Source organism: Streptomyces cavernicola (genome assembly GCF_029968035.1).
In the GTDB taxonomy this organism is placed as follows: Bacteria; Actinomycetota; Actinomycetes; order Streptomycetales; family Streptomycetaceae; genus Streptomyces; species Streptomyces cavernicola.
On the sequence record NZ_JASCIQ010000031.1, the window covers coordinates 26,279 to 40,530 of the forward strand.

Annotated in this window: 14 protein-coding genes and 1 pseudogene; 7 read left to right on the top strand and 8 right to left on the bottom strand. The window is 72.1% G+C overall.

What is annotated here, in order from left to right:
• Window positions 1-35: 35 nt before the first annotated feature.
• The 3 genes from QIS96_RS26130 to QIS96_RS26140 all read left to right on the top strand — a co-directional run bounded on the left by QIS96_RS26130 (window position 36) and on the right by QIS96_RS26140 (window position 3,319).
• Window positions 36-977 (top strand): ATP-binding cassette domain-containing protein, encoded by a 942-nt coding sequence (locus QIS96_RS26130; protein WP_282545195.1) that lies wholly within the window; start codon window positions 36-38, stop codon window positions 975-977.
• Entirely contained in the window at window positions 974-1,753 is a 780-nt protein-coding gene (locus QIS96_RS26135) for an ABC transporter permease (protein ID WP_282545196.1), read from the top strand. Before QIS96_RS26130 ends, QIS96_RS26135 begins: the two co-directional genes overlap by 4 nt.
• Before the next feature lie 354 nt (window positions 1,754-2,107).
• On the top strand, window positions 2,108-3,319 hold the full coding sequence (locus tag QIS96_RS26140; protein ID WP_282545197.1) for a CaiB/BaiF CoA transferase family protein: 1,212 nt from the start codon (window positions 2,108-2,110) through the stop codon (window positions 3,317-3,319).
• 136 nt (window positions 3,320-3,455) lie between these two features.
• Here the strand turns inward: QIS96_RS26140 and QIS96_RS26145 are convergent, their stop codons facing one another.
• Complete coding sequence (locus QIS96_RS26145) at window positions 3,456-3,725, bottom strand: hypothetical protein (RefSeq protein WP_282545198.1); 270 nt, start codon at window positions 3,723-3,725, stop codon at window positions 3,456-3,458.
• A 571-nt stretch (window positions 3,726-4,296) separates the two neighbouring features.
• Window positions 4,297-5,106, bottom strand: a complete 810-nt coding sequence (locus tag QIS96_RS26150) for an SGNH/GDSL hydrolase family protein (RefSeq protein WP_282545199.1) — start codon at window positions 5,104-5,106, stop codon at window positions 4,297-4,299.
• Between the two features lie 452 nt (window positions 5,107-5,558).
• Here QIS96_RS26150 and QIS96_RS26155 point away from each other — a divergent pair, with 452 nt between their 5' ends.
• Window positions 5,559-6,701, top strand: coding sequence for a DUF5925 domain-containing protein (locus QIS96_RS26155; protein WP_408907256.1), 1,143 nt, complete (start codon window positions 5,559-5,561; stop codon window positions 6,699-6,701).
• A gap of 266 nt (window positions 6,702-6,967) precedes the next feature.
• Here QIS96_RS26155 and QIS96_RS26160 read toward each other — a convergent pair whose 3' ends face one another.
• Entirely contained in the window at window positions 6,968-7,336 is a 369-nt protein-coding gene (locus QIS96_RS26160; RefSeq protein WP_282545201.1) for a GntR family transcriptional regulator, read from the bottom strand.
• A 72-nt stretch (window positions 7,337-7,408) separates the two neighbouring features.
• Here QIS96_RS26160 and QIS96_RS26165 point away from each other — a divergent pair, with 72 nt between their 5' ends.
• Complete coding sequence (locus QIS96_RS26165; RefSeq protein WP_282545202.1) at window positions 7,409-8,335, top strand: GNAT family N-acetyltransferase; 927 nt, start codon at window positions 7,409-7,411, stop codon at window positions 8,333-8,335.
• A gap of 7 nt (window positions 8,336-8,342) precedes the next feature.
• Complete coding sequence (locus QIS96_RS26170; RefSeq protein ID WP_282545263.1) at window positions 8,343-8,861, top strand: DUF402 domain-containing protein; 519 nt, start codon at window positions 8,343-8,345, stop codon at window positions 8,859-8,861.
• 32 nt (window positions 8,862-8,893) lie between these two features.
• On the opposite strand, the pseudogene QIS96_RS26175 reads toward QIS96_RS26170, so the two are convergent.
• A pseudogene (locus QIS96_RS26175) lies at window positions 8,894-9,970 on the bottom strand (methyltransferase domain-containing protein); the annotation flags it as partial.
• Between the two features lie 403 nt (window positions 9,971-10,373).
• On the opposite strand from QIS96_RS26175, the gene QIS96_RS26180 reads away from it, so the two are divergent.
• Window positions 10,374-10,511 carry a hypothetical protein gene (locus QIS96_RS26180; RefSeq protein WP_282545204.1) on the top strand — a complete coding sequence of 46 codons (138 nt, stop codon included), beginning with the start codon at window positions 10,374-10,376 and terminating at the stop codon, window positions 10,509-10,511.
• Window positions 10,512-10,626: 115 nt separating this feature from the next.
• Here the strand turns inward: QIS96_RS26180 and QIS96_RS26185 are convergent, their stop codons facing one another.
• The 4 genes from QIS96_RS26185 to QIS96_RS26200 are packed head-to-tail and all read right to left on the bottom strand — an operon-like array spanning window position 10,627 to window position 14,129.
• Window positions 10,627-11,088 carry a GNAT family N-acetyltransferase gene (locus tag QIS96_RS26185; protein ID WP_282545205.1) on the bottom strand — a complete coding sequence of 154 codons (462 nt, stop codon included), beginning with the start codon at window positions 11,086-11,088 and terminating at the stop codon, window positions 10,627-10,629.
• On the bottom strand, window positions 11,085-12,608 hold the full coding sequence (locus QIS96_RS26190; RefSeq protein ID WP_282545206.1) for a tripartite tricarboxylate transporter permease: 1,524 nt from the start codon (window positions 12,606-12,608) through the stop codon (window positions 11,085-11,087). Before QIS96_RS26190 ends, QIS96_RS26185 begins: the two co-directional genes overlap by 4 nt.
• Before the next feature lies 1 nt (window position 12,609).
• Entirely contained in the window at window positions 12,610-13,149 is a 540-nt protein-coding gene (locus QIS96_RS26195) for a tripartite tricarboxylate transporter TctB family protein (RefSeq protein WP_282545207.1), read from the bottom strand.
• Window positions 13,146-14,129, bottom strand: coding sequence for a Bug family tripartite tricarboxylate transporter substrate binding protein (locus QIS96_RS26200; protein ID WP_282545264.1), 984 nt, complete (start codon window positions 14,127-14,129; stop codon window positions 13,146-13,148). Before QIS96_RS26200 ends, QIS96_RS26195 begins: the two co-directional genes overlap by 4 nt.
• Window positions 14,130-14,252 lie beyond the last annotated feature (123 nt).

Consider the following 14,252-nt stretch of genomic DNA (forward strand, 5'->3'; position numbering starts at 1 on the left):
ACGTACACCGTACGTAGTGCGCTACGGTGGGCCGTATGACTTCTACGTACGCTGTACTTAGTGAAGGTCTGGAGAAGCGCTTCGGCGCGGTGCACGCGCTGCGCGGGCTCGAACTCGCCGTCCCCGAGGGCTCGGTGTGCGGACTGCTCGGCCCGAACGGCGCGGGCAAGACCACCGCGATCCGCGTCCTGACGACGCTCCTCGCCCCCGACGCGGGCAGCGCGCGCGTGGCCGGGCACGACCTGATGCGGGAGCCGCGCGAGGTGCGCCGGCACATCGGCGTCACCGGGCAGTACGCCTCCGTCGACGGGGACCTGACCGGCGCCGAGAACCTGCGCCTGTTCGCGCGGCTGCTGCGCGCCCCGCGCTCCCGCGCCGCCGAACTCCTGGAGCGCTTCGGCCTGGCGGCCGTCGCCGACCGGCCCGCGCACACGTACTCCGGCGGGATGCGCCGCCGCCTCGACCTCGCGGCGAGCCTCATCGCCCGCCCCCGCGTGCTGTTCCTCGACGAGCCGACGACCGGCCTCGACCCGCACAGCCGCAACGAGATCTGGGACTGCGTGAGGGAGTTGACGGGTCACGGCACGACCGTGGTCCTCACCACGCAGTATCTGGAGGAGGCCGATCAGCTGGCCGACGACATCGTCCTGATCGACGAGGGCAGGGCCGCACACCGCGGCACCCCGGCCGAGCTGAAGGCCGCGATCGGCAACTACGCCCAGGCCGTCGTCGCCGACGCCGCCGCGCTGCCGGCCGCCGCGGCCGTGCTCGACCGGCTCACCGGCACCGAGCCCGTGCTCGACGTGGAGCGCCGCACCGCCGCCGCGATCACCCTCGACGCCACGCTCACCCTGCCCCGCCTCGTCCGCGAACTCGACGCCGCCGGCGTCCCGTTGGTCGACGCGGGACTCCGCCCGCCCACGCTCGACGAGGTGTTCCTGCGCCTCACCGCACGCAAGGAGACCGCCGCCGCATGAGCACCCTCGCCTACGACACCTCCGCCGTCCTCGGCCGCCATCTCCAGCGCCTGCGGCACGCCTCGGCCATCGCGGTGATGACGCACACCATGCCGGTGGTCTTCCTGCTGTTCTTCGGGTACGTCTTCGGCTCCGCGCTCGCCATGCCGGGGACGGAGTACCGGGCGTTCCTGGTGCCGGGGCTGCTCGTCGCGACCGCCGCGAACGGCATCATGAACGGGATGTTCGGCGCCGCGCAGGACTCCCACCGCGGCGTGATGGACCGCTTCCGCACCCTGCCGATGAGCCGCGCCTCCGTCCCCCTCGGGCAGGCCGCCGCCGACCTCCTGACCACGGCCGCCGGCCTGATCCCACTGCTTCTCGTCGGGTACGCGATGGGCTGGCGGATCGAGGGCACGCCCCTGCAAGCCCTGGGCGCGTTCGGCCTGTTGCTGCTCTTCCGCTTCGCGACCACGTGTGTCGGGATACTCCTCGGTCTGGCCTCGCGCAGTGAGGAGGCGGCGGGGCAGTTGGGCGGCGCGACGTTCATGCTGCCGCTGCTGTCCAACGCGTACATCCCCACCGACAACCTGCCGGGGTGGCTGCGCACGGTTGCCGAATGGAACCCCATCAGTGCGGTGACGACGGCGGTACGCGACCTCTTCGGCAACGCACCCGTCCCGGAGGGCGCCGCCTGGCCGGTCACCCACCCCGTCCTGGGCTCGACCCTCTGGTGCGCAGCCCTGATCGCGACGTTCCTGCCGTGGGCGATCCACCACTACGCCAAACAGGGCTGACCCCGGCATCTCCCCCCCACCCCGCCCCTTCCCGAAAGTCCTGGCGGACGGCTCCGGGGGCTGCCGCCCCCAGCCCCCCGCCCCCGGGGCTGTCGCCCCTGAACCCCACCACGGGGCTCAACCCCGGACCCCGCCCCGGGGGCCAGCCCCCGGACCCCCGCTCCTCAAACGCCGGAGGGGCTGAATTTGGGCGGCGACACGGGCCCCGACAGGGGCGCGGGGAACTGCGCGACCAGCCACGACGGCGCAGCACCCGAACAACAACCGGGGCCGGGGGCGGAGCCCCCCGGGTGATCGTCCCCACGTCAACACCCGGGTGACAAAGCCATTACGCAGGGCTCAGGATCGGGAACCATGCAGAGCTCTCCGCGGCCCCCACAGCCGCTCCCCCTGGACGGCATCACGGTCGTCGCCGTAGAGCAGGCCGTCGCAGCCCCCTTCGCCACACGTCAACTCGCCGATCTGGGCGCCCGGGTGATCAAGGTCGAGCGTCCGGACGGAGGTGACTTCGCCCGCGGCTACGACACGGCGGCAGCCGGTCTGGCCTCGCATTTCGTGTGGGCGAACCGCGGCAAGGAGTCCCTCGCGGTCGACCTGAAGGACCCGCGGGGCCTCGCGGCCGTACGGGCGCTGATCGCGGAGGCGGACGTGTTCGTGCAGAACCTGGCGCAGGGCGCGGCGGCCCGCCTCGGCCTGGACGCGGCGTCGTTGTGCGCGGAGCATCCACGTCTGGTGGCGGTGGACATCTCGGGGTACGGGGCGGGCGGACCGTACGCGGACAAGAAGGCGTACGACATGCTCGTGCAGTGCGAGGCGGGCCTGGTGTCGGTGACGGGGACGCCGGAGCAGCCGGTGAAGGCGGGCATCCCGGCGGCGGACATCGCGGCGGCGATGTACGCGTTCTCGGGGGTGCTCGCGGCGCTGCTCCGGCGGTCGACGACGGGTCTGGGCGGCCCGGTGGAGGTGTCGATGCTGGAGGCCCTCGCGGAGTGGATGGGGCATCCGCTGCACCATGCGATGCACGGGGGCGAGCCGCCGGTACGGACGGGCCTGGCACATGCGGTGATCGCCCCGTACGACGCGTACGGGACGGCGGACGGGGCGCGGGTGCTGCTCTCCGTGCAGAACGACCGGGAGTGGCGGCGGCTCGCCGAACTGGTCCTGGAGCGGCCGGAGTTGGCGGTCGATCCGGCGTACGCGACGAACGCGGCACGGACGGCGCACCGGGCGGCGACGGACGAGCTGGTGGGGAGCGCGCTCGGCCGGCTGGACGTGGACACGGCCCTTGCGCGCCTGGAGAAGGCGGGGATCGCCTGTGCCCGGCTGCGGGATGTCACGGAGGTGGCGGCGCATCCGCAGTTGGCGGCGCGGGAGCGGTGGCGTGAGGTGGGGTCGCCGGTGGGGCCGTTGCGGGCGCTGTTGCCGCCGGTGACGCTGCCGGGCGGGGCGGATCCTGCGATGGGTGCGGTGCCCGCGCTCGGCGAGCACACCGGGGCGCTGCTGCGTGCCGTGGGGATGTCGGACGCCGAGATCGCAGCGTTGCGCCGGGACGGTGTGGTCGCCTGAGCGGGTCGGCCGCCGGAGCAGTCACCGGGGCGCGGTGACCGGTCGGGCGTGGACCGAGCGTGACGGGGCCGGGGTGTGGCCCGCGGGATGCGGGCTCACACTGTCGTGCTCTGCTCTGCCCTGCTCGCTCGGTGGCTCAGTGGCCGCCGAAGAGCGAGCGGGTCAGCCGCCGGAGCGGCGCGAAGAGAGAGACCCTGCGCACACGGGCCACACGGCTCGTGCGCTCGTGCGCCACATCACGCTTGGTGAGCTCGCGCATCAGCAGCGTCGCCTCGGCCGACTCGCGCTGCGGGACGGCGGGGCCGCCCAGCACCGACAGATGGCGGTCGAGACGAGAGCTGGTCGCACTGCTCCCGCACGTGATCGCAGGGATTCGCGCCCTGCTGCGCACTGTTATCTGTTCCATGTCACTCCCCACCCGTACGAGGGCACCCGGCTCGGGCAGGTTAACCCTATCGCCCCGCGCTGACACTCGTGTATCCCGGTCGCGGGATTCACTTCCACCTTAAGGATGTTGACGCTCACTCTCTGAATACGCCTGATTCCAGGGCGAGTTGGACAAGTAGGGCGAGGACGCCTCGTGATGACGGTCCGTCACCGCCGGGGCGGCCGAGAGCCAGCCCGCCCATGCCTCCAGATGGCGGACACGCGGCGTGTCGCGGTGGCCCTGTTGGACCGTAACTCGGCGCGAGAGCCCGGGGCCTGTGATGATCGCCACTTTCCGGCGTGGCGATGTTTACGAAGGCCGATCGCGGGACCGAACTGCTACCCGGCGCGCACCGCCGGTCACGCTCCGCGCCGATTCCGCGCCTCAAGTCCCGCGCGTACGTCCCGAGTTGACTGCCCGTCGGGCGGCGTGGGCCGCGCGGGCGGGAGCCCCGGTCGTACGAGGCTCCCGCCTGCGGTGCGGTGGTCGTTCCTGTGGGGGTGAAGCTGGTGGGGCCCTTGTGACGGGCCGGGACTGCTCGGCGCCGCTGCTACACGGTGCCGTTGAACGTGGGCAGGTATCCGCCCGACTGCCCCGCGGCGGTGGGGTGGTAGGACTCCCCGATGTTGCTCCAGTTGACGCTGTGCAACCAGGAGTCGCCGGAACAGATCTCGTGCCCGGTGAAGGCCTGGGTCGGGTTGCCGAACGCGAAGCCGTAATCGGCGGCCCGCTTGGCGGTGGCGGCGTTGAGGTGGTCGGCGGCGCCGTTGATGGCGGACCGCTCGTTCTCGGTGAGGCCGGCGACGCAGCTGCCGCTCAGCTTGTAGAAGCGGGGGTAACCGAGCACGGACACCTGGGCGTTGGGGGCCTTGCCGCGGATGGCGCTGTACGTGTCGTCGAGTTTGCCGGGAAGCGTCGTATCGACATATTGCTTCGCCTCGTTGACGCGGGCGATGCAGGCGCTCTCGGACTGCAGGACGCAGGTGGTCATGACGTCGGCGAAGCCCGCGTCATTGCCGCCGACGGTGATGGAGACCAGCGTGGTGCCGGAGTTGAGCGGCCCCAGCTGGTTGCTGATGACGTCTCCGGTGCGGGCGCCGGAGCAGGCGGTGAAGGAGAAGGACGACGGTGCGTGGGAGTTGGCCCACAGCACGGGGTACGCGCGGTTACTGCGCTTGCAGTCGCCGCTCCCGCTGTCGTATTCGCCGGCGCCGACCCCCGACGAGTAGGAGTCTCCGAGCGCCACGTAAGCTTCGGCCGCGGAGCCCTCGGTCGCTCCGGCGGTGCCCGCTCCGGTGAGAGCTAAGCCTGTGGCCAGGAGAAGTGACGAGGCGTAAGTCGTGATTCGGGACAGTCTCATGGAACCTCCCTTGAGCAGGATCTCTGCACCTGCCGTGGTAGCACGCAGCGCGCGCACCGGGGAGTGTCCATGCCAAGAAGGTTCGGTGTGGGGACCTTCACCCGGATCAGGTTTGACCTGGCATTCGTCCCTTCACAGGACAACTCCCTTGCTATGTCCGTGAAGTGAGGGAGATTCAATTACCGGCCAGTTTTACCAGCCGGTTCTGAGGCCCTGGCTCTACGAGGGCGCTCTTCGTGTTCTCCGTGGCCGCCGCAGCCGCAGCCAGGACCCGCCCGCCGCGTCGAGCACCAGAGGCAGCAACAGGTAGCAACAGGCAGACGGTGACGGCCGATCCGCCCCCGCCGCCGGGCCGCCCCGTTCCACCGCTCGCCCCGTCGGCGGGCCGCGCGCCCCGGGACATGCCCCGGCCTGAGGGAAATGCGGTGCGTCACCGGCGGGTGTGCCCGATCATGGGCCGCATGCCTGCTGACGACCCTCACGGCAACCTCCACGGCGACCCTCACGGCGCGCTGCCGATCCGGCTCAACGTCGACGACAGCGACTCCCCTTCGGACGTCGTCGACGCGCTGTTCCTCGGCCGCTTCGCGACGGGCGAGCAGCCGTACGCGCACAGCTCGTCCATCGACCGCGTCAAGTCCGGCCTGACGCTGCTCCCGCCGGGCGCGACCGTGCTGCGCGCCGCCCGCGACGACGACCGCAGCGCGACCCTCGCCCAGGGCGAGGGCTGGACGCTGCTGATCTCCCGCTGGAACCGCGGCGCCGACGTCACCGTCACCGCGGTCACCGCGGAACTCGCCCGCGAGATCGTGAAGCAGTCCACGGACGGCGCCGCCGACGAGCCCGAACCCCAGCCCGAGAACGTGACGATGGGCTTCTGGTACGTGTCGCCGCGCCGCGGCCCGCACCGCACCACCCGGCAGATCGCCGCCGGCACGTGGGACGAGATCCGCCCCAACTACACGGCGCCGGTCGCCGAGGCGATGGACCGGCTGATGAAGACCACGCCCGAGGACATCGCGGGCCGCCTGCTCCTCCTGCACGGGCCGCCCGGCACCGGCAAGACCTCCGCCCTGCGCACGCTCGCCCGCTCGTGGCGGGACTGGTGCCAGGTGGACTGCGTACTCGACCCGGAGCGGCTCTTCTCCGACGTCGGCTACCTCATGGACATCGCGATCGGCGAGGACGACGCGGCGGGCGGCCGCTGGCGGCTGCTGCTCCTGGAGGACTGCGACGAGCTGATCCGCGGCGAGGCCAAGCACACCGCGGGCCAGGCCCTCTCGCGGCTGCTCAACCTCACCGACGGGCTCCTCGGCCAGGGCCGCAACGTCCTGGTGGGCGTCACCACCAACGAGGACCTGGAGCGGCTGCACCCCGCCGTGGTCCGGCCCGGACGCTGCCTGGCCCGGATCGAGGTGGGCGGACTGACCCGCGCCGAGTCCCTCGACTGGTTGGGCGCGGAGTTTCCCGGCCGCGAGGAGGCCGTGGGCCGCGAGGGCGCGACCCTCGCCGAACTCTTCGCCCTGCGCCGCGGCACGAGCCCTACGTCCGTGCCGGACCAGCGGGACGGGGCGGATTCGGGGCTGTACCTGTAGACGCGGCCGGGTTGCTTCTTCCCCACCCCGCCCCTTCCCGAAAGTCCTGCGGACAGCCACGGGGGCCAGCCCCCGGACCCCCGCTCCTCAAGCGCCGGAGGGGCTGGATTTTGCGGGCTGGGGGCGGGATTCAGCCCCGGCAGGGGCTGGTTCTTAAGGGGCGCGGGGCTGTGACATCAGCGGCTCCGCCGCGGGGCGCGACCAGCCACGACGGCGCGGCAGCCGAAGGACGAAGCCGGGGCCCGGGGCGCAGCCCCGAGAAAGACCTACTCGTACGCCGCGCGCAGTGCGTCCCGTACCGCGTCGAGGGCGGCCCCTTGGCCGAGGCCGAGGCGACGGGCCTCCCTCGCGAACACCTGCGCGGCCGCAGCCGCACGCCGCTCCGCCGCATCCCCCGCCGCAGCGATGAACGTCCCGTTACGACCACGGGTCTCGATCACCCCGTCCGCCTCCAGCGCGCGGTACGCCTTGGCCACTGTGTTGGCGGCGAGGCCGAGTTGCTCCGCGAGGCCTCGTACCGTCGGAAGTTTGTGGCCCACGGGCAGTGCGCCCGACCTGGCCTGCTCGGAGATCTGGGCGCGCACCTGCTCGTAGGGCGCGCCGGCTTCATGGTCGACGTGGATCTTGAGGGTCACGGAGTCGATTCTGGCGTACGGAACGGAAATTCAAAGGCGCGGGCCGGGGTTCGCGTCGTACGGTCCGTCACCATGACTGTGCTCGTCAGAGAATTCCGCCCCGAGGACGCCGCGGCGACCGTCGACGTGCTCCGCGCGGCCATCCCGTTCCTGGTGACGACGGAGCAGGAGATCGTGTGGGCGGTGGCGCACGCCAACCCCGCGAGCGCCCATCGGCTCCTGGTCGCCGAGATCGACGGCCGGCTCGTCGGCCGTGCCCAGGTCGGCCTCGCGTACGAGAGCGGCACGCCGGGGCAGGCGTACGCGAACGTGTACGTCCACCCGGACCACCGCGGGCAGGGCGCGGGCTCACTGCTGCTGCGCACCGCCGAGGAGCATCTGGCGTGCGCGGGCGCGAGCTCCGTCTACTCCTGGGTCCTTGACGCGAGCGCGAACCGGTGCTTCGCCGAGCGGCGCGGCTACCAGGCGCGCCGCTCCGCGCGCTTCCTGCGGCTCGACCTGGCGGCGGACACGCTGCCGCCGCCGCCCGAGATCCCGGCCGGGGTGGAGCTGCGCACGGCGGCGGACTTCGCGGGCGATCCGCGGCCGCTGTTCGCCCTCGACGCGGCGACGACCGCGGACGAGCCGAGCGACATCGGCGCCGAACTCGACGACTACGAGGACTGGTTGACGACGACCTGGGGTCATCCGGGCCTGGACCGCGACCTCACCGTGGTGGCCGTCGTGGACGGGACTCCCGCGGCGTTCACCGCGGCCCGCACGGACCGGGTCAGCCGCTACTCCTCGGGGATGACGGGCGTGCTCCGTGCCCACCGGGGCCGCGGCCTGGCCAAGCTCGTGAAGGCGCACTCGCTGCACCGGGCGCGGGCGGCGGGCCTCACCGAGGCGTTCACCGGCAACGACGCGGAGAACCTGCCGATGCTGGCGGTCAACAAGTGGTTCGGTTACGAAATCTGTGCGACGGAGGTACGGCATGTCAGAGAACTCGGCATCGACTGAGGACGGCATGGGAGGTAACGGCGGTACGGGCGGCGCCGGCAGCGCTGGCGGCACCGTGGACGTGGTGCTGCGCAAGGCGGGGCGCACGAAGATCGGCTATCCGGCGACGCTGCTGAGCGACGACGGCGTCCACCTCGTCGTACGCGCGCTCTGGGCGGGCGAGGGCGTGCGCGACTTCGGCTTCGTACGCTTCGAGCCGGGCGACGTGTTCACCGAGCACTACTGGCGGGACCGGTGGTACGCGGTGAAGGAAGTCCGGGCGGGCGACGGGGAGTTGAAGGGCTGGTACTGCGATGTGACCCGGCCTGCCGAGGTCGGCGCGGACGGCGTCGTCGTGGAGGACCTGGACCTGGACCTGTGGGTGTCCGCCGACGGCACGTCCGTGCTGCGGCTCGACGAGGACGAGTTCGCCGAGAGCGGCCTCGCGGAGCGGGACCCCGAGGCCGCCACGGCTGCCACAGCGGCCCTGGACGAGCTCGAACTCCTCGCCAGGGGAGACAAGTTGGAGCCCCTGCTCGCGACCTGAGCCCCGCGCGCCCGGCGCTATCCCTCGCTCATCGGCAGCGGCACCGCCCTCCGGGCCTTCGGCTCGTACGCCACCGGGTCGTCATCCTCGTGCCAGTGGAGGACGAAGCGCTCGCCCGCGCGGTACGCGTCGAGGCCCGCTCTGCAGTACGCCACCATGTCGTCCGGCAGGGCGTCCAGGGCGTACCAGCCGAGCTCCGAGCACTTGTCCGGCTCGCGGTTGACGGGGGTGCCGCCCGCCCCGTGGGCCGCCTCGAAGAACCAGCCGATGCGGGGCTCGGCGCCGGGGCCGCGGTGCTGCATGACGAGGGCGACGCGCAGGTCCTCCGGCGCCAGGCGCAGGCCGACCTCCTCCTCGGCCTCGCGGATCACCGCCGCCCGTACGTCCTCGCCGTCCTCCGCGTGGCCGGAGGGGGCGTGCAGCAGGCCGTCCGCGTACCCCGTGCCGGCGCGGCGGGTGAGCAGGACCTCGCCGCCCCTGCGCACGATCAGGTGCACGTCGACCACCTCCCGGTGGCGGCGCGGGCCGTCCACGACCGCCACAAGCGCGTACCGCTCGTCGCTGACCGGGCCGCCCCACAGCCGGGCGTCGCCGGACAGCGACTCGGTGTGCACCCGCCCGGCGAGCGGGGCGAGGGCGCGGGCGAGCCGGGCCGCGGGGATCCCGACCGGGCTCTGCTCGCCCCACACTCCCTCGACCAGGACGAGTCGGCCGCCGGGCCGGAGCAGCGTGCACCAGTGGCGCAGGGCGGCCTCCGGGTCCGGCAGCATCCAGACGACGTGCCGGGCCAGGATCACGTCGAAGCGGCGGCCGCCGTCGAGCGGAGGTCTGCCCGCATCGCCGACGAGCACCTCGGCCCCGGTCCCGGCGAGCTTCGCGCGGGCCCGCTCGACCATGCGGGGCGCGCTGTCGACGGCGGTGACGCGGTGGCCCTGCCCGGCGGCGAGCAGTGACAGGCTGCCGGTGCCGCAGCCCAGGTCGAGCACGTCCGCGGGGGCCTGCGGCAGCCAGTCCGCGAGCCGACCCGCCCAGGCGGCGCGGACCTCGGCGTCGCGCAGGCCGTGGTCGGGGGCCTCGTCGAAGTGGGGTGCGGCTTCGTCCCAGTCGATGGGACGGTCGAGGGTGTCGAAGTCGAAACTTTCCGCGCTTTTCGGGCGGCCGGTGCGGGCGGTGCCGTCAGTGCCGTCGTTGGTGTCGGCGCTTCCTCGGCTCTCGGTGGTCATGAGGCCGATGGTCGCAGGCGCCACTGACAACGGCCGTCGAGCGCCGGTCAGTTGACGCGTCCCGCAGGCCTCACATCCGCTCCGTATCCGCTCCGTCACAGGAGTGCACAGAGGGCGCACGGGGCGCAGGAACGGCCCCGTAGAACGTGATCCACACCCCTGAGCGCGGCCCGACGCACCAGATGGAGTGACGCAGGCCACAGACAGCGGTCCGGCTATGGGTGACGCTCCTCTTCCGGGTCTGTCTCCCGAACGCGGAACCAGGCCTGCTCCACCCTAGGAGGCCGTCATGCGTCGCCAGACCCTGCACAAGCCCCTGACCAGGCCCGCCGCTCACCGCCGCGCCGAGGAGCGCCGCGAAGAGGCGGCCCGGCCGCGCCCCGAAGTCCGCGAGGACATCCGCAGAACATGGTGGCCAGAGAGCTGACCGCCGGCGCGGGGCCCCGATAGGGGCGCGGGGAACTGCGCGACCGGCCACGACGAAAGCCGCAGCCGAACGAACAGCGGCGCAGCCTTTCGGGAAGGGGCGGGGAGGGGAAAAGTCACGCCCCGGCGCCCACCCGCTTGCGGTAGTGGATCCGGTCGTACGGACCGTCCACGCGCCGCTCGACGACCTCGTACCCGTACCGGGCGTAGATCTTCTGGTTCTCCCACATCAGCGCATTCGTGAGCAGCCGCACCTCCGGCACCCCGAGCTCCACGGCCCGCCGCTCCACGAATGCGAGGAGAACACGGCCCACCCCGCGCCCGTGGGCGTCGGGGTGGACCGCGATGGACTCCAGGTAGAGGTGGTCCGCGTGCGGGACGAGGACCACCAGGCCGGTGAAGGGGTCACCGGTGACGAACACCCGGCCCGCCGCCACGTCCGCGGCGTGGTCCCGGTCCATCGGCGCGGGGCGGAGGCCGATGCGCTCGATGTAGCGGTGGTACGCGGCGTCCGTCACCGCGCGTACGGCGGCGACGTCGGTCGTGGTGGCGGGCCGGATGTCAGCAGGAGTCGTCATGCGTCGACGGTACGGTCCGATCGGTCCGGCCGGTCCGAACTGCCGCGTACGAACAGCTTCTTGAGCAGCGGCCAGGCGAGCAGGATCAGGACGACCGCGTACACCGTCACCGAGAACGGCGTGTTCACGAGGCCCGTGACGCTGCCGTCGCTGATCTGCAGGGCGCGGCGCAGCTGCTGTTCGGCGGCCGGGCCGAGGATGACTCCGATGACGGCGGGCAGGACGGGCAGTCCGTAGCGCCGCATGCCGAAGCCGATCAGGCCGATGACCAGGAGGATCACCAGGTCGAGCGCCTCACCGCCGACCGCGTACGCGCCGACCGCGGCGAAGAAGAGGATGCCCGCGTAGAGGTACGGCCGCGGGATGCGGAGCAGCTTCGCCCAGAGCGGGGCCAGCGGCAGGTTCAGGGCGAGCAGCAGCACCATGCCGACGAAGAGCGAGGCGATCAGGCCCCAGACCAGCTCCGGTTCCCGTTCGAAGAGGAGCGGGCCCGGCTGGATGCCGTACTGCTGGAACGCGGCGAGCATCACGGCCGCGACGGCGGTGGTCGGCAGGCCGAGAGTGAGCATGGAGACGAGGGTTCCGGCCGCCGACGCGGAGGCCGCGGACTCGGGGCCCGCGACGCCCTCGATGGCGCCCTTGCCGAACTGGTCCTTGTGCTTGGAGAGCCGCTTCTCCGTGACGTACGAGAGGAACGTGGGGATCTCCGCGCCGCCGGCCGGGATCGCGCCGAACGGGAAGCCGATGGCGGGGCCGCGCAGCCAGGACTTCCAGGAGCGCTTGACGTCGGCCTTGCCGAGCCAGGGGCGGCCGACCGGGATGGCCTCGCCGCTGGTGCGGCGCAGGTGCGCGGCGACCCACAGGGCCTCGCCGATCGCGAACAGGCCCACCGCGACGATCACCACGTCGACGCCGTCGGCGAGTTGGAGCGAGCCGAAGGTGAGGCGCTGCTGGCCGGTCATCTGGTCGAGGCCGATCAGGCCGATGGTGAGACCGATGAGCAGGGAGGCCATGCCGCGGATGCGGGAGGAGCCGAGGACGCTGGTCACCGCGATGAACGCGAGGACCATGATGGCGAAATAGTCGGGTGCGCCGATGTCGACGGCGAGTTCGGCGATCTTCGGGGCGAGGGCGACGAGCAGGATCGTGCCGACCATGCCGCCTGCGAAGTGGCCGATGGCGGCGGCCGCGAGCGCCTGTGCGCCGCGCCCCGCCTTCGCCATCGGGTTGCCCTCCATCGCCGCGACGACGGCGGCGCTCTCACCCGGGGTGTTGAGCAGGATGGAGGTCGTGGAGCCGCCGAACATCGCGCCGTAGTAGATCCCGGCGAACATGATGAACGCGGCCGTCGGGTCGAGTCCGTACGTCACGGGGAGCAGCAGGGCGACGGCCATGGCGGGGCCGATGCCGGGCAGGACGCCGATGGCGGTGCCGAGGAGCACGCCTATCGCGGCCCAGAGGAGATTGAGCGGGGACAGGGCCGTACCGAAGCCGTCGATCAGGGAGTTGAGGGCGTTCATGTCACAGCGCTCCCATCAGCGGACCGCCGGGCAGCGGCACCCCGAGCAGGTTGTTGAAGACGACGTAGGTGAGCAGGGAGAGCCCGGCGGCGATGAGCGGGTCGCGGTCGAAGCGGCGGCTGCCGAGCGCGAAGGCTGCGCCCCAGAAGAGCAGCGCTCCGGCGATCGGGAAGCCGAGCGGGTCGATCAGGACGGCGGTGGCCAGGAAGACCCCGGCGAGGAGCAGGACGGTGCGCCAGTCGGCGGGTTCGGACAGGTCGACGTCCTCGCCGGTCTCGGACTCGCCGCGGCCGCCGCGCAGCACGTCGACGGCGAGCAGGGCGGCGATGACGAGCAGCCCGACACCGACCACGATCGGCACGGTCTTCGGGCCGACGGGGCCGCGCTGGGTGATGTCGACGTCCATGGTGAGCGCGTCGGTGAGGACGAGCACGCCGAGCACCAACAGCAGGACGGACACGCCGAGTTCGGAGTGCTCCTTGAGCCAGGACCGGCGCGGTTCGGGCTGCGCGGGGGGCGTTTCGGTGGTCGTCGTGGTCACAGCCCGAGCTCCTTCAGTACGGACACGACACGCTTGTCCTGGGCGTCGAGGAAGTCGCCGAACTCGTCGCCGGTGGCGAAGGCGTCCTCCCAGCCGTTCTTCTTCATCGACTTCTGCCACTGCTCCGAGGCGTGCAGCTTCTCGACGAGGCCGGTGAGCTTCTCGCGTTCGCTGTCGGAGAGGCCGGGCGGGGCGACGACGCCGCGCCAGTTGGTGAAGTTCACGTCGTAGCCGGACTCCTTGAGGGTCGGCCCGTCGAGGCCCGCGACCCGCTTCGGCCCGGTCACGGCCAGCAGCCGCAGCTCGCCGGACTTGATCTGGTCGAGGTATTCGCCGACGCCGGAGACGCCGAAGGCGACCTTGTTGCCGAGGATCGAGGCGAGGAGTTCACCGCCGCCGTCGAACGGCACGTAGTTGACCTTCTTCGGCTCGATCCCGGCCGCCCGCGCCATGAGCATCGGCGCGATGTGGTCGGGCCCGCCGGGCGAGGAACCGCCACCGACCGGCATCTTGCCCGGGTTCTTCTTCCAGGCGTCGATGAGATCGTCGATGGTCTTGTACGGGGAGTCCTTGGCGACCACCACGACGTCCTGCTCCTCGGTGAGGCGGGCGATCGGGGTGGTGTCGGCGAGGGTCTTGGGCGAGTGGTTGGAGCGTGCGGCGCCGACGACGCCCAGGCCCATGGACATGGCGAGCTTGCCGTTGCCGTGCTCGCCGACGAGCCGGGTCAGGCCCACGGTGCCGCCCGCACCGGGCAGGTTGAACACCTCGATGTTGTGGGTGAGTCCGGCGTCCTCGGCGTCCTTGGCCGCGGTGCGGGCCGTGATGTCGTAGCCGCCGCCCGGGGTGTTGGGGACCATGAAGCGCAGGCCCGGGATCTGCGTGCCGGTCTCGGCGCCGCTGCCCGGGGTGAGCAGCGGCGGCCCGGCGAGCACGAGCAGCGCGGCCCCGAGCAGGGCGAGGGGTGTGCGCAGGCGCACGTGTGCCACCACCTGTCGGTACGTGAAGGGGAAAGAGTCGCTTGTGAGGTGGCCCACATGTTGCCTGGGCGTTAACAAGCTGTCTCTCTTCCGCAAGCAACGGACGTTGTGGTCGTTGTGGTC

Coding starts and splice junctions, on each gene's coding strand:
- QIS96_RS26130 (WP_282545195.1), top strand. CDS start 36: ATGACTTCTACGTACGCTGTACTTAGTGAAGGTCTGGAGAAGCGCTTC.
- QIS96_RS26135 (WP_282545196.1), top strand. CDS start 974: ATGAGCACCCTCGCCTACGACACCTCCGCCGTCCTCGGCCGCCATCTC.
- QIS96_RS26140 (WP_282545197.1), top strand. CDS start 2,108: ATGCAGAGCTCTCCGCGGCCCCCACAGCCGCTCCCCCTGGACGGCATC.
- QIS96_RS26145 (WP_282545198.1), bottom strand. CDS start 3,725: ATGGAACAGATAACAGTGCGCAGCAGGGCGCGAATCCCTGCGATCACG.
- QIS96_RS26150 (WP_282545199.1), bottom strand. CDS start 5,106: ATGAGACTGTCCCGAATCACGACTTACGCCTCGTCACTTCTCCTGGCC.
- QIS96_RS26155 (WP_408907256.1), top strand. CDS start 5,559: ATGGGCCGCATGCCTGCTGACGACCCTCACGGCAACCTCCACGGCGAC.
- QIS96_RS26165 (WP_282545202.1), top strand. CDS start 7,409: ATGACTGTGCTCGTCAGAGAATTCCGCCCCGAGGACGCCGCGGCGACC.
- QIS96_RS26170 (WP_282545263.1), top strand. CDS start 8,343: ATGGGAGGTAACGGCGGTACGGGCGGCGCCGGCAGCGCTGGCGGCACC.
- QIS96_RS26180 (WP_282545204.1), top strand. CDS start 10,374: ATGCGTCGCCAGACCCTGCACAAGCCCCTGACCAGGCCCGCCGCTCAC.
- QIS96_RS26185 (WP_282545205.1), bottom strand. CDS start 11,088: ATGACGACTCCTGCTGACATCCGGCCCGCCACCACGACCGACGTCGCC.
- QIS96_RS26190 (WP_282545206.1), bottom strand. CDS start 12,608: ATGAACGCCCTCAACTCCCTGATCGACGGCTTCGGTACGGCCCTGTCC.